This window comes from Chryseobacterium ginsenosidimutans, from assembly GCF_024807225.1.
Lineage (GTDB): Bacteria > Bacteroidota > Bacteroidia > Flavobacteriales > Weeksellaceae > Chryseobacterium > Chryseobacterium ginsenosidimutans.
The window spans coordinates 2,958,622-2,978,344 of sequence record NZ_JANUCO010000001.1 but is presented as its reverse complement, the minus strand read 5'-3'; the positions used below and the strand labels follow the sequence as shown (position 1 = coordinate 2,978,344).

Annotated in this window: 20 protein-coding genes, 1 other RNA gene and 1 pseudogene; 20 read left to right on the top strand and 2 right to left on the bottom strand. The window is 34.2% G+C overall.

From position 1 onward, the window contains the following. Positions 1-50: 50 nt before the first annotated feature. The 5 genes and pseudogenes from gyrA to J3D55_RS14000 all read left to right on the top strand — a co-directional run bounded on the left by gyrA (position 51) and on the right by J3D55_RS14000 (position 7,010). Positions 51-2,645, top strand: coding sequence for a DNA gyrase subunit A (gyrA, locus tag J3D55_RS14020; protein ID WP_259132032.1), 2,595 nt, complete (start codon positions 51-53; stop codon positions 2,643-2,645). Between the two features lie 29 nt (positions 2,646-2,674). Further along, entirely contained in the window at positions 2,675-3,700 is a 1,026-nt protein-coding gene (locus J3D55_RS14015; protein WP_259132031.1) for a tetratricopeptide repeat protein, read from the top strand. Positions 3,701-4,190: 490 nt separating this feature from the next. Next, a pseudogene (locus J3D55_RS14010) lies at positions 4,191-5,028 on the top strand (1,4-dihydroxy-2-naphthoyl-CoA synthase). Positions 5,029-5,106: 78 nt separating this feature from the next. Beyond that, positions 5,107-6,036 carry a 1,4-dihydroxy-2-naphthoate octaprenyltransferase gene (menA, locus tag J3D55_RS14005; RefSeq protein ID WP_259132029.1) on the top strand — a complete coding sequence of 310 codons (930 nt, stop codon included), beginning with the start codon at positions 5,107-5,109 and terminating at the stop codon, positions 6,034-6,036. A gap of 287 nt (positions 6,037-6,323) precedes the next feature. Then, a complete protein-coding gene (locus J3D55_RS14000; RefSeq protein WP_259132027.1) occupies positions 6,324-7,010 on the top strand; it encodes a metal-dependent hydrolase in 687 nt (228 codons plus the stop codon). Positions 7,011-7,115: 105 nt separating this feature from the next. Here J3D55_RS14000 and ffs read toward each other — a convergent pair. Further along, positions 7,116-7,212, bottom strand: an RNA gene (gene ffs / locus J3D55_RS13995) — signal recognition particle sRNA small type. Positions 7,213-7,343: 131 nt separating this feature from the next. On the opposite strand from ffs, the gene J3D55_RS13990 reads away from it, so the two are divergent. The 12 genes from J3D55_RS13990 to J3D55_RS13935 all read left to right on the top strand — a co-directional run bounded on the left by J3D55_RS13990 (position 7,344) and on the right by J3D55_RS13935 (position 16,941). Further along, the gene (locus J3D55_RS13990; RefSeq protein ID WP_259132025.1) at positions 7,344-7,943 is read left to right on the top strand and encodes a DUF4199 domain-containing protein; all 600 of its coding nucleotides are present in this window, start codon (positions 7,344-7,346) and stop codon (positions 7,941-7,943) included. Positions 7,944-7,959: 16 nt separating this feature from the next. Beyond that, positions 7,960-8,910, top strand: a complete 951-nt coding sequence (locus tag J3D55_RS13985; RefSeq protein ID WP_259132023.1) for a glycosyltransferase family 2 protein — start codon at positions 7,960-7,962, stop codon at positions 8,908-8,910. A 5-nt stretch (positions 8,911-8,915) separates the two neighbouring features. Further along, positions 8,916-9,644 carry a DUF3667 domain-containing protein gene (locus J3D55_RS13980; RefSeq protein ID WP_259132021.1) on the top strand — a complete coding sequence of 243 codons (729 nt, stop codon included), beginning with the start codon at positions 8,916-8,918 and terminating at the stop codon, positions 9,642-9,644. 8 nt (positions 9,645-9,652) lie between these two features. After that, the gene (locus J3D55_RS13975; protein ID WP_259132020.1) at positions 9,653-10,354 is read left to right on the top strand and encodes a GIN domain-containing protein; all 702 of its coding nucleotides are present in this window, start codon (positions 9,653-9,655) and stop codon (positions 10,352-10,354) included. Positions 10,355-10,433: 79 nt separating this feature from the next. Next, on the top strand, positions 10,434-10,793 hold the full coding sequence (locus tag J3D55_RS13970) for a four helix bundle protein (protein ID WP_259132018.1): 360 nt from the start codon (positions 10,434-10,436) through the stop codon (positions 10,791-10,793). 88 nt (positions 10,794-10,881) lie between these two features. After that, entirely contained in the window at positions 10,882-12,597 is a 1,716-nt protein-coding gene (locus tag J3D55_RS13965) for a phospho-sugar mutase (protein WP_259132017.1), read from the top strand. A gap of 9 nt (positions 12,598-12,606) precedes the next feature. Beyond that, a complete protein-coding gene (locus tag J3D55_RS13960; RefSeq protein ID WP_259132015.1) occupies positions 12,607-12,753 on the top strand; it encodes a hypothetical protein in 147 nt (48 codons plus the stop codon). Beyond that, positions 12,701-13,516 (top strand): hypothetical protein, encoded by an 816-nt coding sequence (locus J3D55_RS13955; protein ID WP_259132013.1) that lies wholly within the window; start codon positions 12,701-12,703, stop codon positions 13,514-13,516. The genes J3D55_RS13960 and J3D55_RS13955 overlap by 53 nt, the downstream gene beginning before the upstream one ends. A gap of 23 nt (positions 13,517-13,539) precedes the next feature. Then, positions 13,540-14,793: a pyridoxal phosphate-dependent aminotransferase gene (locus J3D55_RS13950; RefSeq protein WP_259132012.1), complete on the top strand. Its 1,254-nt coding sequence runs from the start codon at positions 13,540-13,542 to the stop codon at positions 14,791-14,793. An 85-nt stretch (positions 14,794-14,878) separates the two neighbouring features. Then, positions 14,879-15,607 (top strand): 3-deoxy-manno-octulosonate cytidylyltransferase, encoded by a 729-nt coding sequence (gene kdsB, locus J3D55_RS13945; RefSeq protein ID WP_259132009.1) that lies wholly within the window; start codon positions 14,879-14,881, stop codon positions 15,605-15,607. A gap of 71 nt (positions 15,608-15,678) precedes the next feature. Beyond that, the gene (locus tag J3D55_RS13940) at positions 15,679-16,341 is read left to right on the top strand and encodes a LolA-like protein (protein WP_259132008.1); all 663 of its coding nucleotides are present in this window, start codon (positions 15,679-15,681) and stop codon (positions 16,339-16,341) included. A 21-nt stretch (positions 16,342-16,362) separates the two neighbouring features. Further along, positions 16,363-16,941 (top strand): glutathione peroxidase, encoded by a 579-nt coding sequence (locus J3D55_RS13935; RefSeq protein ID WP_259132006.1) that lies wholly within the window; start codon positions 16,363-16,365, stop codon positions 16,939-16,941. 87 nt (positions 16,942-17,028) lie between these two features. Here the strand turns inward: J3D55_RS13935 and J3D55_RS13930 are convergent, their stop codons facing one another. Continuing rightward, entirely contained in the window at positions 17,029-17,685 is a 657-nt protein-coding gene (locus tag J3D55_RS13930; RefSeq protein WP_259132004.1) for an NAD(P)H-binding protein, read from the bottom strand. A gap of 101 nt (positions 17,686-17,786) precedes the next feature. Here J3D55_RS13930 and J3D55_RS13925 point away from each other — a divergent pair, with 101 nt between their 5' ends. The 3 genes from J3D55_RS13925 (at position 17,787) to J3D55_RS13915 (ending at position 19,680) form a co-directional block, all read left to right on the top strand. Further along, positions 17,787-18,140 (top strand): MmcQ/YjbR family DNA-binding protein, encoded by a 354-nt coding sequence (locus tag J3D55_RS13925; protein ID WP_259132003.1) that lies wholly within the window; start codon positions 17,787-17,789, stop codon positions 18,138-18,140. A 223-nt stretch (positions 18,141-18,363) separates the two neighbouring features. Next, positions 18,364-18,660: a hypothetical protein gene (locus J3D55_RS13920; protein ID WP_259132002.1), complete on the top strand. Its 297-nt coding sequence runs from the start codon at positions 18,364-18,366 to the stop codon at positions 18,658-18,660. 195 nt (positions 18,661-18,855) lie between these two features. Further along, positions 18,856-19,680: a GLPGLI family protein gene (locus J3D55_RS13915; RefSeq protein ID WP_259132000.1), complete on the top strand. Its 825-nt coding sequence runs from the start codon at positions 18,856-18,858 to the stop codon at positions 19,678-19,680. Positions 19,681-19,723: the final 43 nt, after the last annotated feature.

Here is a 19,723-nt window from a genome sequence, read left to right as displayed (position 1 = left end):
TTTCAGACATACAGCTAAGGGTCTGACAATCATTATAATAAAATTTGTTTATGCAAAAAGAAGGAGAAAGATTGATTCCTATCAACATTGTTGATGAAATGAAATCATCTTATATCGATTATTCGATGTCCGTTATTGTTTCTAGAGCATTACCGGATGTAAGAGATGGCTTGAAACCCGTTCATAGAAGAGTGCTTTACGGTATGTATGGATTAGGGGTTTTTTCTAATAGAAAATATTTAAAATCTGCGAGAATCGTTGGGGATGTTTTGGGTAAATATCACCCACATGGAGACTCCTCCGTATATGATGCGATGGTGAGAATGGCTCAGGATTGGAGCTTACGTTATCCACAGGTAGACGGACAAGGAAACTTCGGTTCTATGGACGGTGATCCGCCTGCAGCAATGCGTTATACCGAAGCAAGATTGAAGAAAATCTCGGATGAGATTCTTTCAGACTTAGACAAAGAAACGGTAGATTTCCAGAATAACTTCGATGATAGTATGACTGAACCTACAGTAATGCCTTCAAAGATTCCAAACCTTTTGGTAAACGGAACTTCAGGGATTGCAGTAGGGATGGCAACAAACATGGCTCCTCACAATCTTACGGAAGCTATCAACGCTATTTGTGCTTATATTGACAACAGAGAGATCACGATTGATGAATTAATGCAGCACATCATTGCTCCGGATTTCCCTACAGGTGGGATTATCTATGGGTATGACGGCGTAAGAGACGCTTTCCATACAGGAAGAGGTAGAGTAGTTCTGAGAGCTAAAGTTGCCTTTGAAGAGATCGGAAACCGAAATGCAATTATCGTCAACGAAATTCCTTATCAGGTTAATAAAGCCGAGATGATTGCAAGAACAGCTGAGCTTGTAAAGGATGAAAAAATTCCGGGAATTTACGAGATCAGAGACGAGTCAGACAGAAGAGGTCTTCGTATTGTTTATGAATTAAAAAATGATGCGATTCCTAATGTTGTTTTAAATTTATTATATAAATATACTTCACTTCAGACATCTTTTAGTGTTAATAATATTGCTTTGGTACATGGTAGACCAGAACAGTTGAACTTAAAAGATATCATTCACCATTTCGTAGAACACAGACATGAAGTCATTGTAAGAAGAACTCAATACGAGCTTAAAAAAGCGAAGGAAAGAGCTCATATCTTAGAAGGTTTCATGAAGGTGATCGGTACGCAGGATTCTTTAGATAAAGCTATTGCGATTATTCGTCACAGTGCCAATCCACAAGCTGCAAAAGAAGGAATTATTCAAGAATTTGATTTGTCTGATATTCAGGCTCAGGCAATTCTGGATCTTCGTCTTGCTCGTTTGACAGGAATGGAGCTTGATAAAATCCGTGATGAATATGATGCAATCATGAAAGAAATTGCAGATTTAGAAGACATCTTGGCAAACGAACCAAGAAGATTCCAGATCATTAAGGATGAATTAATTGAAGTAAGAGAAAAATACGGTGACGAAAGAAGAACGGAAATCGATTATTCAGGAGGAGAAATGTCTATTGAAGACATCATTCCAAATGAATCGGTAGTTCTTACGATTTCTCACGCAGGATATGTAAAAAGAACGTTACTTTCAGAATATAAAATTCAAAGTAGAGGTGGTGTAGGAAACAAAGCGGCAACAACAAGAGATTCAGATTTCTTGGAGTATATCGTTTCTGCAACCAATCATCAATACATGTTATTCTTCACAGAAAAAGGTAGATGTTACTGGTTAAGAGTATTCGAAATTCCTGAAGGTTCTAAAACGGCAAAAGGAAGAGCGGTACAAAACTTAATCAACATCGAACCGGATGATAAAATTAAAGCATACATCAGAACCAATAACTTAAAAGATTCTGAATATGTAAATCAAATGAGCGTTGTGATGGTTACAAAAAACGGTACGATCAAGAAAACATCATTGGAAGCATATTCAAGACCAAGAGTAAATGGGGTAAATGCTATCGAAATCAGAGATAATGACCAATTGTTAGGTGCTTATTTAACAAACGGAACTTCTCAGATCATGATCGCTACTAAAAATGGTAAATGTATCCGTTTCCCTGAAGAAAAGGTAAGAGAAGTTGGTAGAGGTTCGATCGGGGTTCGTGGGATCAGTATGGAAGATAATGACGAAGCAATTGGTATGATTGTTGTCAATGATCTGGAAAATGATACAGTTCTTGTGGTATCTGAAAAAGGATATGGTAAGAGAACTGCCGTTTTAGACTACAGAGAAACCAACAGAGGAGGAAAAGGAGTTATCACCCTGAATATTACCGAAAAAACAGGAAATCTAATTGCTATTCAAAACGTTACAGACGAAGATGGATTGATGATCATCAATAAATCAGGTGTTGCAATCCGTATGAATATGGATGAGATGAGAGTAATGGGTAGAAATACGCAAGGGGTAAGAATGATCAACCTTAAGAAAAATGACGAAATTGCAGCCATTGCAAAAGTAGAAATGGATAAGGATGTGGTAGACGAAGACGCTGAAGAGAATTTGGAAGAAGGAGAAAGTGTAGCCGATAACCAGGAAAACAATACAGAAGCAACACCTCAGACAGAAAACCAAGATCCTGCAGAGGAAAATGAGAATGCTGATTCGGAAGAATAATATTGTACAATTAATATAAAATAGTGATTATGAAAAAGCTAATTTTGGGTATAGCTATCGTTGCTTCGGCTTTTGTTTTCGGACAGAAAGAAGATGCAAACGCTAAGCTACAAGAAGCTAACAAAGTTGCAATGGATGCATATAATGCGAAAAATTATGCAGCTGCAGCTCCTAAGTTTATGGAAGTTTACAACTTACTGAAAACAAGCGGACAGGACAATAAAGTATATATGTATTACTCTGGTCTTAATTATGCTTTGGCAAATGACATTCCTCAGGCTACAAAAATATATACAGATTTAATCAATGCTGGTTATACTGGTGTTGAAACAACCTATACTGCGAAAGAGAGCAAATCTGGTCAGGTTGTAAGTTATGATAAAGCAACTTGGGAATTATTGAAAAAATCTTCATCAAAAGATTATTCAGATTTCAAAACTGAGCAGTCTCCAAGTGTAGAGTCAGATTTGTATGAAACTTTATCGACTTTATTGTTGAATGCTAAGAAAAATGACGAAGCGTTAGCAATTATCGAAAAAGGATTGGCAAAATTCCCTAATAGTACTAAATTAAAAGAGTATCAGGGAAGCGCATTATACGCAACAGGAAATACGGACAAGTTCATGGCGAATTTGAAAGAACAATTGGCTAAAAACCCTACAGATGCTACAAACTGGTATAATTTAGGAGTTCTTCAGTCTAAAAATCCTGCAACGGAAGCTGATGCAATTGTTTCACTTCAGAAAGCGATAGAATTAAAGCCTGATTTCGCAAATGCTTATCAAAACTTGGTTTACGTAGTAATCGGAGATGATGAAAAAGCTGTTGCTGATATCAACGCATTAAGAAAAACTAAGCCGGACGATGCTACAAAATTAATTGAAGCAAGAAAGGAAAGATTCAACAAATCTACACCTTATGCAGAAAAATGGTATCAGGCAATGCCAACAGATATCAATGCTATTCAGACGTTGAAAGACATCTACAATACAACTAAAAATACAGCAAAATATAATGAAATGAAAGCTAAAGAAGCTGAGCTTAAAGCTAAATAATATTTCATTTAAAAAGCTACTATATAAAACCGGAACATTTCTGTTCCGGTTTTTTTATTCAATAAAAGCGATATATGATCCTAAGCTTGTCGAAGGAAATCCGTTTTCAAAATTTAAGTATACAATTTAGCTTTAGTTAAAACATAAAAGAACATCCCCAATCATCTGTGTAAATCCGAGAAATCTGTGGGAGAAAAAACATTCATCAGTATAATAAACATTGCGAACAAAAATATCCTCAATAATTTAAACACCTTTGTTATCTTTTTAAAGTAGAATGCCTTTGTATACCTTAAAAATAGTTAGTAGTAAAAAATATTTACGAACCTTGCGTTTAAATTAATTTCAGGCATTAAAAAGAATAATCAAAAAATATCAAATAAAACAAATTTTAACCTAAAAAATTCAACAAGATTTCCCATCATTATCATCAAAAATCAATGTTAAAATTCTTTGTAATTCCGTATCTTTGGGAAAAATTTTTACAAAAATGATTGAGTGGAAAACCGCCAAAGAATACGAAGATATTACATACAAAAAATGTAATGGTGTAGCGAGAATTGCTTTCAACAGACCCGAAATTCGTAACGCTTTCAGACCTAAAACTACTTCCGAATTATACGATGCTTTTTATGATGCCTCAGAAGATCCTTCGATAGGTGTTGTTTTGCTTTCAGGTGAAGGACCGAGTCCTAAAGATGGAGGTTGGGCTTTCTGCAGTGGAGGTGACCAAAAAGCAAGAGGACATCAAGGATATGTAGGGGAAGATGGAAGACATCGTTTGAATATTTTAGAAGTTCAGCGTTTGATCCGTTTTATGCCGAAAGTAGTGATAGCGGTTGTTCCGGGTTGGGCAGTTGGTGGAGGTCACTCTCTTCATGTGGTTTGCGACCTTACGTTGGCAAGTAAAGAGCATGCAATTTTCAAGCAAACCGATGCCGATGTTACAAGTTTCGACGGTGGTTATGGTTTCTGCGTATCTGGCAAAAATGGTCGGACAGAAAAAAGCTCGTGAAATTTTCTTTTTAGGTAGAAATTATTCTGCTCAGGAAGCGTTGGATATGGGAATGGTAAATGCCGTTATTCCTCACGCTGAGTTGGAAGATACCGCTTACGAATGGGCGCAGGAAATTTTAGCAAAATCTCCGATGTCTATCAGAATGTTGAAATTCGCAATGAACTTAACCGACGACGGAATGGTTGGTCAGCAGGTTTTTGCGGGTGAAGCAACACGTTTGGCGTATATGACGGAAGAAGCTCAGGAAGGAAGAAATGCTTTCTTAGAAAAAAGAAAACCCGATTTCGGAAAAGATAAATGGATATCATAAAATGTTGTCGGTTTATGGTTGTTAGTTGATGGATTTTTCACTAACAACTATAAACAATCAACAATCAACTAAATATTTATGAAGGATTGGATACAAGCCGCAAGGCTACGAACATTGCCGCTTTCTTTAAGCGGAATTATAATGGGAGCTTTCATTGCAAAATGGAGGCTTTATGGTGAAGGCGGAATTTGGGACTGGAAGATCTTTGCATTGGCATTGGTCGTTACGTTGTTGTATCAGGTTCTTTCAAATTACGCGAATGATTATGGAGATGGTGTAAAAGGAACAGACGCAAAAAGAGCTTCAGAAGCCGAAACAAGGGCAGTTGCATCCGGAAAAATTACGGCAAAGCAAATGAGAAATGCCGTGATTCTTTTCTCTGTTTTATCTTTTGTTGCGACGATTGCACTTCTTTATATTGCTTTCATCCCGAAATATATGAATGAATTTTACATTTTCATAGGTTTGGGAGTAGCTTGTATTTTAGCGGCAATTGGCTATACGGTTGGTAAAAAACCTTATGGATATATGGGATTGGGAGACCTTTTCGTATTTATCTTTTTCGGTTTGGTTTCGGTTTGCGGAAGTTATTTTTTATTTACTAAATCTTTCAGCTGGGACATGCTTTTGCCCGGAACAGCAATCGGAATGATGAGTATGGCGGTTTTGAATCTTAATAACATGAGAGATATCGAAAGCGACAAATTATCAGGTAAAAATAGCTTTGCATTGAGAATAGGCTTCAAAAATGCGATGATCTACGAAATGGTTTTATTACAGCTTCCGTTAATCTTGATCTTAGTGTTTTTAGGAGTAAACGGATTCTTCCAGACTCAAAATTATTATGTTTTTATCGTAATGATTTTATTATTGCCATTAATGAAATTGAGAAGACAGATCATGGCTGTAAAAAACCCGAAAGAACTTGATCCGTTTTTAAAACAAGTGGGAATCATGACTTTCATAATGGCAGTTCTTACCGCTTTTGGACTTAACTTTTTTCATTAAAATAAAACACTAATAACACGAATTTTTACACAAATTTTCACTACTATTTTGATAGTGCCATTCGTGAAAAATTAGTGTTGTTAGTGTTTAAAAATAAGAATAAAATATGCTTCGATTACGCTCAATATGACACTGTTAAAGCTTAATGTATAAACAGATAGTATTAGCGATGTCATGCTGATCAAAGTCGAAGCATCTGTTCACAATTTTTTATTGAATTTCAATCGTGCCATTCGTGAAAAAATTCGTGTTATTAGTGTTAAAAAATATTCAAAAATAAATTAAAAATGAAAATACAATACTTAGGACAAAATTGTTTTTTGTTCACGTATAAAGACAAAACGATTTTATGTGATCCTTTCTACAACTACAAAAAAGCAGAATCAGGATTTGATATTTCGGCTCAGAAAATAGATTATATTTTATTGACTCACGCTCACGGAGACCACATTGCAGATGTAGAAGAAGTGTTGCAATTTCATCCGGAAGCTACCATTATAGCCGTTCCTGAAATTTGTGCCTACTTCAAAACGGCAAAAAATAAAGACGATGTGAACTTAGGCGGGTCTGCAAAAATCGACGATCTTAAAATTTCCATGGTTCCGGCTAACCACACCAGTTCTTTTCCAGACGGAAGCTATGGTGGCGTTCCCGTAGGATATATTTTCAGACTTCCTGAAGGTAAAAACGTTTATTTGGCAGGTGATACAGGCGTAATGGCAGATATGGAGCTATTTCCAAGATTATACGGGAATTTAGACCTTTCCATCCTTCCGATTGGTAGTCATTATACGATGTGTCCTAGAAAAGCGGCTTTTGCAGCAGCAGAATTATTGAAAACGCCGAAAGTTATCGGATGTCATTTTGATACTTTCCCTGCAATTGAAATTAATCATGAAAGTGCATTAAAGCATTTTGCTGATAAAAATGTAGAACTTGTTTTACCGAAATTGGGAGAGGAGTTCGAATTTTAAATAAAATTTGGAAAGGTAATTTGAAAATTTAAATAGAAATGTTGGAAAGTTTAGACATAAAAAAAGATAATCTTCAAATTACCTTACTTCAACTTAAACCAAAAAAAATGGCAAGCTACCTAAATCACACCGCTCAACCAATTACCTTTGCTGCGTTCCCACCCTGGAGGATTCTCAGGAGCTGGTTGTTTAGGACTTGCCGTTGCAAAGGTAGGAATAATTTATAAACTTCAAAATATTATTAAAGAAAATTAGAAGAAAAAATCCAATGATAAAGCTAAATAGCTGAAATGTAACGGAATAATTTTTCAACTTTTTTCAAAAAATTTAAATATGACTAAAAGTCCATCAACACTAGGAATTATACTTTTTATCGCTACAATGATCATTTTCTTTGTAGTGTACACATTTTTTTCGGGGATCAATTATTTTGATATTTCGCTGAAAGCCAATGCTTTTGTGCTTCCGTTACTCTACGCCGGAGCAGCATTCTGGTCGGTAAAAACATTTTGGAACCACCATAAAGAGGTAAGTTTCAAGCAGGCGTTCAACAGAGCTTTCGTTCCGATGTTTATCGGAGGAATCCTTTCGGTCTTGAGTATTTACGCATTTTTAAACTTTGGTGATACAGATGCAAAAAAACTGTTGAATTACCAATATGTAACGAGACAAAAAGCAGAAATGGATAAAGAATATGTCTCTGCAAGAAAGATTTTAAAGCACCAAAAAGATATTGACGAGCTCGATAAAAAATACAATGAAAGGCTTCCAAGCTTTTCTCCGGAGGCTGTGAAAGGAAAAGATATGCTTACCGTAAGTCATTTTTCAGGATATTTTGCGGCAATTCTTATATTTTACGTAATTTTGTCGGTGTTTTTCGGAGCGTTTTTCAGAACGAAAACGATGTATCATGAAACAGAAAATCAAGAATAATTTTTATTAAAATTAAATGAATTTATCTATAGTTATTCCGTTATTAAACGAAGAAGACTCTTTGGAAGAACTTTTTTCAAGGATTGATAATGTTTGTAAATCAAGCAGTTTATCATACGAAATCTGGTTTGTGGATGACGGAAGTACAGATTTGTCGTGGAGTATTATTGAGAATTTGAAAGTTCAGAATCCTCAGATTCACGGTATTAAATTTTCCAAAAATTACGGAAAATCTCAGGCGCTTCACGCTGCTTTTGAAAGAACAAACGGAGAGGTGATTATCACCATGGATGCTGATTTACAGGATTTTCCGGAAGAAATTCCTGAACTGTACAATATGGTAATCAATGATAATTACGACATTGTTTCAGGCTGGAAAAAGAAACGTTTTGATAATGTAATGACGAAAAATGTTCCGTCAAAATTATTCAATGCGGCGGCAAGAAAAGTTTCGGGAGTGGAGCTTCACGATTTCAACTGTGGCTTGAAAGCTTACAAAAAACAGGTAGTAAAAACGATCGATGTATATGGAGATATGCACCGTTATATTCCGGTTTTGGCTGCTAATGCAGGTTTCAGAAGAATTACCGAAAAAGAAGTGAAACATCAGGCGAGACCTTACGGAACTTCAAAATTCGGAACCGAAAGATTCATCAGAGGTTTTCTGGATTTGGTAACGCTTTGGTTTGTAAGTCGTTTCGGAGGAAGACCAATGCACTTTTTCGGAGCTGTAGGAACAATCATGTTTATTTTAGGTTTCCTTTCTGCACTTTGGCTGGGAATTTCAAAATTAATTGATGTTGCGAGAGGAATCTACGGTCATTTAATTACCAATAATCCTTGGTTTTTCATTGCTTTAACGATGATGATTATGGGAACTTTGCTTTTCGTAGCAGGGTTTTTGGGAGAAATGATTATCAGAACAAACCGAGAACATAAGAATTATAATATTGACGAAGTGATTTAATAAAAATGAATAAAAAAAGTTGTTTGAACTGCGGTCATTCAATCTCCGATGAGTTTTGTCCTCATTGCGGACAGAAAGCGGACACAGCAAGAATAACTCCACATTCACTTATTAAAAACGATATTCTGGGATCGATTTGGCATGTTGAAACCAGATTTTTTCAGACATTAAAAGATATTTTGTTCAGACCCGGAACAACGGCGACGGATTATATTTCAGGAAAAAGAATCAGATACAACAATTTTATATCGTTGTTACTGATTCTTTTTGGTTTTAATGTGTTGGGATTGCATTTTTACGAAAAATTTGCAGGTCCGGAAACATTGGCGAATGATTCTGAAATCAGAGATTTTTTCTCAAAATATTCCAAAATGATATTGTTTGTCATTATTCCGATGTTGGCGGGTAACGCTTATTTTCTTTTTAAAAGAATAAAATTGAATATCGCCGAGCATTTTATCATCGGAACAGTGAGTCTTTTAGGAATTTTAATCATATTTTTGCTCAGTGATATTGCAAGTTTAATAGGTTTATGGAAGCCTGTTTCAAAGATTTTCAATATTTTTGACAAAATTATCTTCGGTCTTTCTATTCTCTTCCCCGCAGTCACTTATTGGAATGCTTTTAAAAATTCGTACTCAAAACCAGGTTTACTCTGGAGAGTATTGATTCTTTATGTTTTGATGGGAGTGGAAAGTCTTGCCATAATTATAGCTTTATATAGAATATTTTAAATTAAATAATGAAAAATATATTTTACACATTCATTTTGGTAGCCGTGGTTTCCTGTGGAAAAGTTTCTCCAAAAGGAACGATTGAAAGAAAGGACGTGGATGTTTCAGAATTTGTGAATCTTGATCTGGATGGGAAATTTCGAGTGTTTTATGCAAGAGGAACAAAAAACTTTGTAGAAATAGAAACATATCCGAATGTTGCTGATAATCTTGATGTTGACGTAAACGATAAAACGCTTTCTATCAAAGAAAAAAGAGGAACAAAAGGTGTAGATTTCTACAACGTAACGATTTATTCTAAATATAATTTGGAGAAAGTTTCAATTTCCGATTCTGTGGAAATGAATATTTCGAGTGAAATTAAGACCGATAATTTTAAGCTTAATTTAAAAAATTACGCTACTTTTATGGGTTCGGTAAACACAAGAAGAGCAGAAGTTGAAATGCTGAATCGAAGCAGAGCCAACTTTTTAGGACAAACAAAAAATGCAGTGATAAAGATCTCTGACACAGCAAGTTTGATCGCTCCTTACTGGAAAATAGAAAACCTGAATATTGATTCTAAAAATGGAAATTACGCAGAAGTAAATGTAAAAGATTCATTGAAAGGAAATGTACAGAATACAGCGAAATTTATTTATTATAACGATCCGATTCGTGCATTTAAGATTGATAAAACAACAAGAGTAGAAAACAAGAAATTAGATTAAATAAAAGGCTGGAAGAGGGGAGTTGGAGGATGGAAGAAACTAAAACACACAAACATTATGATGAAAAAAATAGTAACTGATGAGTTTCAAATTTGAGAAACTGATTATTTGGCAAAAATCTATGGATTTTGGAGAGCATATTTTTAAATTATCTCAAAATTTTCCAAAAGATGAATCCTTTAATTTAACCTCACAAATTAGAAGAGCCTCTGATTCTATAGCACTTAATATTTCTGAAGGAAGTATTTTACAGTCAAGATTAGAGTTTAGAAAGTTTTTAGGATACTCAATCCGTTCTTTGGCTGAAGTTGTAACATGTCTGTACAAAGCAAAAAACAGAAAATACATCTCAGAAGAAGATTTTAATAAATTATATAATGACAGTTATAGTCTTATGAATCAGATTATAGCATTTAGAAACCAAATAAAAGAATTATAAAATATTAGCTGGAAGTTTGAAGTTTGAAGTTGGAAAACTTCCATCCTCAATCTCCCAACTTCCAGCCAAAAAATACACAAAATATAATATGTCAACATTAGAAAAAGCAAAACTTTGGTTAAGTGATACATTCGATAAAGAAACGAGAGATGCTGTTCAATTATTAATTGACAGCAATTCGCCTGATTTGGAAGACTCTTTTTACAGAGAACTTGAGTTCGGAACAGGAGGAATGCGTGGAATTATGGGTGTCGGAACTAATCGTTTAAATAAATATACGTTAGGTCAAGCTACACAGGGACTTGCGAATTACATGTTAAAGCAATTTAGAGGAGAAGAAATCAGTGTGGCGATTGCTTATGACGTAAGACATAATTCGAGAGAATTCGGAAAATTGGTGGCTGATGTTTTAACGGCAAACGGAATTAAAGTATTGCTTTTCAAGGATCACAGACCGACTCCGGAATTGTCTTTCACGGTTCGTGATAAAAAATGTAACGGAGGAATTGTATTGACGGCTTCTCACAATCCGCCTGAATACAACGGGTATAAAGTATATTGGAATGACGGCGCGCAAATCGTTCCGCCACATGATGAAGCGATCATTAATGAAGTATATTCGGTGAAATTTGATGAGATTAAATTTGACGGAAACGATGATCTGATCGAATGGATCGGAGAAGAGCAGGATGAAGTTTATATCGATGCTTGTATCGAAAACTCTACGTATCAGAATGTTGGGAAAGAAAATTTAAATATTGTTTTCACATCAATCCACGGTACGACGTATACGACAGTTCCTCAAGCGTTGAGAAAAGCAGGTTTCAAGAAAATCGATTTGGTTAAAGAGCAAATGATTCCTAGTGGAAATTTCCCGACGGTAGATTCTCCCAACCCTGAAGAACCTGCAGCGTTGGAAATGGCGATGGATCTTGCAAAAATAACCAATGCAGACATCGTTATCGGAACAGATCCGGATGGCGACAGATTGGGAATTGCTGTTAGAAATTTGGAGGGTGAAATTCAGTTACTAAATGGAAATCAATGTAATACGATCTTAACGTATTATATTTTGAATGAATGGAGAAAGCAGGGAAAAATCACAGGAAAAGAATTTATCGGTTCTACAATCGTGACTTCTGATATTTTCTTTGATATTGCTCAGAAATTCGGTGTTCAATGTAAAGCTGGATTAACAGGGTTCAAATGGATCGGAAAAATGATTCGCGATGTTGAAGGAAGAGAGAAATTTATTTGCGGTGGCGAAGAAAGTTTCGGATTTATGACGGGAGATTTCGTTCGTGATAAAGATTCTTGCGGAAGTATCGTTCTGGCTTGCGAAATTGCAGCTTGGTGTAAAGCAAACGGAAGAACGATGTATCAATATCTTATCGAAATTTACGAGGAAACCGGAATGTACTACGAAGGTTTGGTGAATTTGGTGAGAAAAGGAAGAGACGGAGCGGAAGAAATTCAGAATATGATGAAGAATTTCCGTGAAAATCCGCCGAAAGAATTGGCGGGTTCGTTGGTAGAAGAAGTGAAGGATTTTAAGGAGCAGACTAATTTTGTGGTTTCAGAAAATCAGAAAAAAGTAATGAACGACATTCCAAAATCGAATGTATTGATTTATTATACTCAGGACGGAACAAAAGTTTGCGTAAGACCTTCAGGAACAGAACCGAAGATTAAATTTTATATCTCCGTAAAAGATTCGATTGCTTCTGAATCAGATTTTAAAGATAAATTAAAATCGTTGGAAGCTAAGATTGAAGACGTAAAAAAAGATTTGAAATTAGATTAATTTCAAAAAATGATTAAGAATATTTTTGCAGCTTTTATTCTGTTGGTTTTTGTTTTTTCCTGTAAAAAAGAAGAAGCAAAAACTATTGAAAAGAAAACTGTGAATGATACGGTTTCAAAGGCAGAAACCTACGGAAGATCTGCTAAAACCTATTGATACTGCATGTTCTTCTAAAAATAAAACAGAAGATTATATTACAGCTCTTCAATGGTATAAAAGTAAAACCGAAAAAGAAATTGCTCAGAATACGCCTGAACAGAATGATAAATTATACGAAGATTATGTAAAAATTCGTGATAAATATACAGCTTGTTTAAGTGGAACTTTGGGAAATATTTTAGATGAATATATCAATTATTATGATGCTGAAAGTAAGGGCTACAAGTTTCCGGAAAATATAAAGAAACTAAGCGCAGAACTTAAGAAAGGAGGTCTTGAATTTATGGAAATAGGAGAAGGGTACACCGAAATCTGGTCGTTGCCCGATCATTATTTTTCTGTATTTAAGGATAAAGTGACTCCCGATTATAATGATTATATTCAGCAGTTATCAAAAGAAAGTGAAGGTCTTTATTCTGCGGATGCAGGATTGGTGATTTCCTGGAAAGAATTGGGAGACAGAACGATATTTTGGGAGAATTTCATGAAAAGATATCCTAAAAGTCATTTAATTTCCAGAGTAAAAGAAATGTACAACAGTTATTTGTACGATTATTTATTCGGAATGGATAATACACCGACTCACGAACATTCTGACGGAACTTTGTATGATGAAAACAGACAGGAATTTAACAGAATAATTAAAAAATATCCCAATTCTAATGCTGCTAAAAAAGCAAAAGAATTAATGAACCTTTATGATGCACATCTTTCTGATGAAGAAATTCATAAAAAGATCGATATTGAAAGACAATATTAAATAAATTTATAAATAATAATAAAGTGAAAGTTTCAAAATTAGCGGCGAACCTGATCGGTTCTGAAATTGTAAAAATTGGTAATGAAGTAAATGATTTAAAGGCGAAAGGAGCGGAGATTGCTAATCTTACGATTGGTGATTTAAATTCTAATATTTATCCGATTCCGGCAAAATTGAAGGAGGAAATTCAGAAAGCTTATCAGAATAATCTGACAAATTATCCGCCTGCAAATGGACTTTTATCTTTAAGAAAAGAAGTTTCTAAAGACCTGAAAACAAGATGGAATTTAGATTATTCTCCAAATGACATCTTGATCACGGCTGGTTCAAGACCTTTGATCTATGCGGTTTACAAAACGATTGTAGACGAAGGAGATAAAGTAGTTTATCCTACACCATCTTGGAACAACAATCATTATGCTTATCTTACTTCAGCGGATGCAGTAGAAGTGAAAACCACTCAGGAAAATAATTTCCTTCCGACTGCGGATGATTTAAGACCTCATTTGGAGGGAGCAGTTCTGGTAGCGCTTTGTTCGCCTTTAAACCCGACTGGAACGATGTTTACAAAAGATCAGCTTTCAGAAATCTGCGAATTGATTTTAGCGGAAAACAAAAAAAGAGGGGAAGACGAAAAACCGTTGTATTTAATGTATGACCAGATTTATTCTAACCTTACTTTTGGTGCAGAACACGTGGATCCTGTGTCTCTTTTCCCTGAAATGAGAGAATATACAATTTATATCGATGGGATCTCAAAATGCCTTGCTGCAACGGGAGTTCGTGTTGGTTGGGGATTCGGTCCGGCTCATATTTTAGATAAAATGAAAGCGCTTTTAACGCACGTTGGAGCTTGGGCGCCAAAACCGGAACAAGAAGCTACTGCAAAATATTTTGAAAATCCGGACGATGTAAATGCTTTCGTTGAAGATTTCAAAGGGAAACTAGAAGCTAGCTTAAAAGTTCTTCACGGTGGAATTCAGGATTTAAAAGGAAAAGGTCTTGCTGTTGACAGTATTGAACCGATGGGCGCTCTTTACTTGACAATTAAATTAGATTATATCGGGAAAACAAAACCGGACGGTACCGTTATCGGAAATTCTTCTGATTTGGTATTCTATTTAATCAATGAAGCAGGAGTTGCTTTGGTTCCTTTCTCTGCTTTCGGAGAAGCAAAGTCTGAGCCTTGGTTCAGAGCTTCTGTTGGAGGTTTGGCTACTGAAGAGATTTCTGCAATGATGCCGAAATTGGAAACAGCTTTAAACGCTTTAAAATAAAAAATATAATATACCAATCTAACCGTGTAACAATTAATTGGTAAATTGTTACACGGTTAGATTTTTAAATTGTTACATTAGAATCATGAAAATCATCGCAGTCATTCCCGCGCGTTACGAAGCAAGCCGTTTTCCGGCAAAACTCATGCAGATGTTGGGCGAAAAAACGGTTATCACAACAACCTATCAGAATGTTGTGGAAACAGGTTTATTTGATGAAGTTTTTGTAGCGACAGATTCGGAAATTATTTTTGATGAAATTGTAAAAAACGGCGGAAAAGCAGTCATGACCGGTCAACACGAAACGGGAAGCGACCGAATCGCAGAAGCTGTACAAAATATTGATTGTGATATTGTTATCAACGTTCAGGGTGATGAGCCTTTTCTTAAATTAGAACCTTTACAACAGTTAATTGAAGTTTTCCATAATGATGAAAATCAGGAAATTTCTTTAGCTTCATTAAAAATACAACTGACTGAAAAAGAGGAAATTGAAAACCCAAATAATGTAAAAGTAATTACCGATAATAATGGTTTTGCATTGTATTTCAGCCGTTCTGTGATTCCTTTTCACAGGGAAGTTTCTTATGACGTCAATTATTTTAAACACATCGGTGTTTATGCTTTCAGAAAACACGCTTTGATTCAGTTTTCAAAATTAGAAATGAAACCTTTGGAAATTTCAGAAAAAATAGAATGCATCCGTTATCTTGAATATGGCATGAAAATCAAGCTGATAGAAACCAATTTCATCGGAGTGGGAATCGATACGCCGGAAGATCTTGAGAAAGCCAGAAAAATAATCTCAGAATAATCGGTAAATTGCCAGATTGATACATTGGTAAAGCTTTAAAACGCTATATTTGAATTGATAAAATTGAATTAATGAAGAAATTACTTTTAGTATTCGTCCTGATATTTTCGCAATTGTCTTTTGCTCAGACTGCAAAGGAAATTATAGATAAAAATATTGAATTATCCGGAGGATTAACCAATTGGAAATTATTGAATTCAGTATTGCTTCAGGGGAAAGTAATCTTGGGAATCAAAGATGAATATCCTATTAAAATATACCAACAACGCCCGAATCTTACAAAAACCGTTATTACCATTAACGGAAAAGATACAGCCATTGAAGGCTACGACGGAACGAAAGGCTATGCAATGAACTATGCAACCAATAAAGTTCAGGAATACGCAGAATACGTGCCGGAAAGCTTCGACAATGACTTTATAGATTGGGAAAATAAAGGTTTTGAAGCAAAATATTTAGGTAAAGAAAAAATAGGAGAGATTTATTGTCATAAAGTTGAATTAACGAAAAACGTAAATAAAAACATCTATTATTTCGATACAAAAAGCTATATGCTTTTAAAAGAAGTGAAAAAAGATGAAGCTTTAATATACTCTGATTACAAAAAAATAGGAAATTTTTCAATGCCCTTCAGAATTGAATCTTCAAGCGCAAAGAAAGACGGAGATTACGTCATGCTGCTCAACAGGATTGATGTGAATAAAGTATTTCCTGCCAATACGTTTAAATTTTAATTAATAAAATAAAATTTAGTTATGAAAAAATTGTTTTTAGTGCTGCTTTCTTTTGTGGCATTTTTCAATAGTTGCGCTCAGAAAAAGAGCGATGCGTCTAAAGCCAAAACCAAAGAACTTATGGGAAAATCAATATACGATTTCAAAGTTGATGCTCTTGAAGAGGGAAAACAAATCAACTTTGCAGATTTTAAAGGAAAGAAAATCCTTATCGTAAATACAGCTTCAGAATGTGGATTTACTCCGCAATATGCTGATCTTGAGAAAGTTTATGAGGAATATAAAGATAAATTGGTAATTGTAGGTTTTCCTGCAAACAATTTTGGAGGACAAGAACCAGGAACAAACCACGAAATTGGTGCTTTTTGTCAGAAAAATTATGGCGTAACATTTCCTTTAGCTTCTAAAGTTTCTGTAAAAGGGGATGATACCGCTCCTATCTTTAAATATTTAACCGAAAAAGACTTAAACGGAGTAAAAAATACAACCATCCTTTGGAATTTCACAAAATTCTTAATCGACGAAAACGGAAAATTAGTTGACTCTTTCGTAAGTACTACAAAACCTACGGATGAAGCGATTACAAAGTATTTGAAGTAATAGTTTACCAATATATCAGTTTAGCAATGTACCAATGTTGAATTTGGTTATTGTTAAACTGATACATTATTAGATTGTTACATTGAGTTATTCATTCGTTTTCTTCGCAAAACAAAAAATATTTCCCAGTTTTATATTAGAATACCCATTGCTTTTGATCTTCGAAGAATTAATCATTGCTTTGGCTAAAATATCTGTTGGTAAGGGTTTTTGGCTTTCCAATAACCCGATTTTATTAGCAAATTTTATAATTCTGCTTCCTAAAACTTCTCCGGTTCTGTCAGAATCTTTTCTCTCCAGCATTCCGGGGTTGAAAATGGTTATTTTATTGAAATGTAACTGTTTTACAGCTTCTTCCAGTTCACCTTTCATTTTAGAATAAAAAATTCTCGATTTTGGATCGGCTCCGTAAGCGGAAACCAAAATATAATCGTCAACATTATTTTCTTTGGCAGCTTTTGCAAACTGGTATTGATAATCATAATCGACTTTCCTTTGAGCTTCCTTACTTCCTGCAGTTTTTAAAGTCGTACCAAGACAGGAAAAAACAACGTCACCTTTCACCAGATTTTTCCATTCTTCAGGATTTTCAAAATTTACAACATGAGTTTTTAGCTTATCATTTTGAATATCAATAGGTTTTCTTACAAAAATATCGACTTCTTCAAAATCTTTATCATTGAGTAACTGATTAACCAAATCTTTTCCTGTAGCGCCCGTTGCACCGATTATTAAAGCTTTCATAATTGTAGTTTGCTGTGGTGATGTTTCTTTCTTAAATTTACTAAATTTGAAGCAAAGTAAAAAATATTACTCATTACCAATTATTTATTACTCATAAAAATATGGATGCCAACGAAATTTTAGATTACTGTCTTGCTAAAAAAGGGGTTACCGAAACTTTTCCTTTTGATAATGTAACCCTTGTTCTGAAAGTAGGAACAAAAATGTTTTTATTGATGTCTTTGGAAAAGCAACCTTTAAGCATTAACGTAAAAACCGATCCGGAATGGAGCGCAGAACTTCGTGAGCAACATCCACAAATTACAGGAGCATTTCATATGAATAAAACCCATTGGAATTCTGTAATGGTAGATGGATTGAAAAGAGATCTTATCTTACAGCTTATCAACCAGTCTTATGAATTGGTGTTTAATTCGATGACGAAAAAAGCGAAAGAAGAGATAGAAAATTCTTAATAATCATTTTAGTTAAAATAATTCAATTATTTTTATTTAGTTATGATGTGTATTTAAATATAACTATCATATAATTAGTTGATTAACATAATAAATTGTCAATAAAAAGTGATAATTACTATTGTAAATATCACTTTTTATTTTTTTATTTGAAGTGTTAAAACCAAGTGCACAAAAAAGGTTAAATACAAATTAATTATTATTAACAGTTAAAAATGATTACATGAAAAAAATAATTTTATTAGCAGGAATTTTGGTAATAGGAACCATAAGTGCAAATACGATCATTCCAAAATATGAGAATGGTAAGAAATCAGAAGAGAAAAAAGAAGTTGTCTCAAAGAATAAATACAAAACGACTTTAAAAACTAAAGCTGCAAAAAAACGGGAATGTGCAACTGTAACAGTAACTTGTACTTCTGCATATACTTGTCAAGATTGGACTGCTAATCAATGGATAGATTGGGCACAGCAAATTCAAAATAATTATTGTATGTATAACAGTCCATTTACTCCTTAGCGATTGCTTGCAACCCAACGAAGGAACAAACCTTGATTAATTGTATTAATCTAAAGTAATAATACAAACCGTTCAAAGAATTACTTTTGGCTACTTTTTGAATTTTTAAACAAAAGATTCTCTGTTCATTTACCAAATGGCCAATACTAAAGTAAACATAAGATTTTTTGGGCGGTTCTTCATAAATAAAGGAGTATGAATTTTACAAAAAAACAAATTTTAACAATTATATTTCTATTAGTTTTCTCTGTATCGTTTTCTCAAACAGCTAAAAAGGATTCGTTACGGGGAGAATTTACTTATTTACTTCAATACAAACCCAATACTTTAAATCGGGACTATATTATTAAAGAATTATATTCATTACAAATAAGTGATAGCCGTTCTTTTTTTATTAGTGAAAATAGATTGAAATTTGATTCTCTTTTTATGGTGAAATATAATAAGAATAAGAATCAGATTGATTTGAGTAATATACCAGTGTCAAGATCTAACTTTCTAATTATCCAAACAAATGATAATTCACAATTTTACGAATCAATAGGAATGACTTTGCTATCTTATAATAGTCCTGTAATTGATAATTGGAAGCTCATTGATGAAACTAAGATGATTAATTCTATTGCTTGTAAGAAAGCAGAGCTACAGTATAAAGGAAGAGGTTGGACTGCTTGGTACGCAACTAAAATTCCTTTTTCTTATGGTCCATACAAATTTAGCGGTCTTCCAGGTTTAATTGTGAAAATAACGGATAAAACAGGAGATTATGATTTTGAATTGGTAAAATCAATATCGAGCTCCAAGTTAAAAGGAAAGATGACAACAGTAAGTGAAAGGTATTATCAGAATGCAAAACTGGTTACAAAAAAAGACTTGTCTCAAGCAAGGACAAATTTTAGAGACAATGCCAAATACCAATTGGAAAGCATGGGTACAGTATTTTTTCAAGACCAAAAAGAAAAGCAGAAAATAAGTGAAACAGAAAAAAAAGGACATAATCCCATTGAATTAGAAGATTAAAAACATCATGCAATAAAGTAACAGCAAAATGCAAGATTGAATA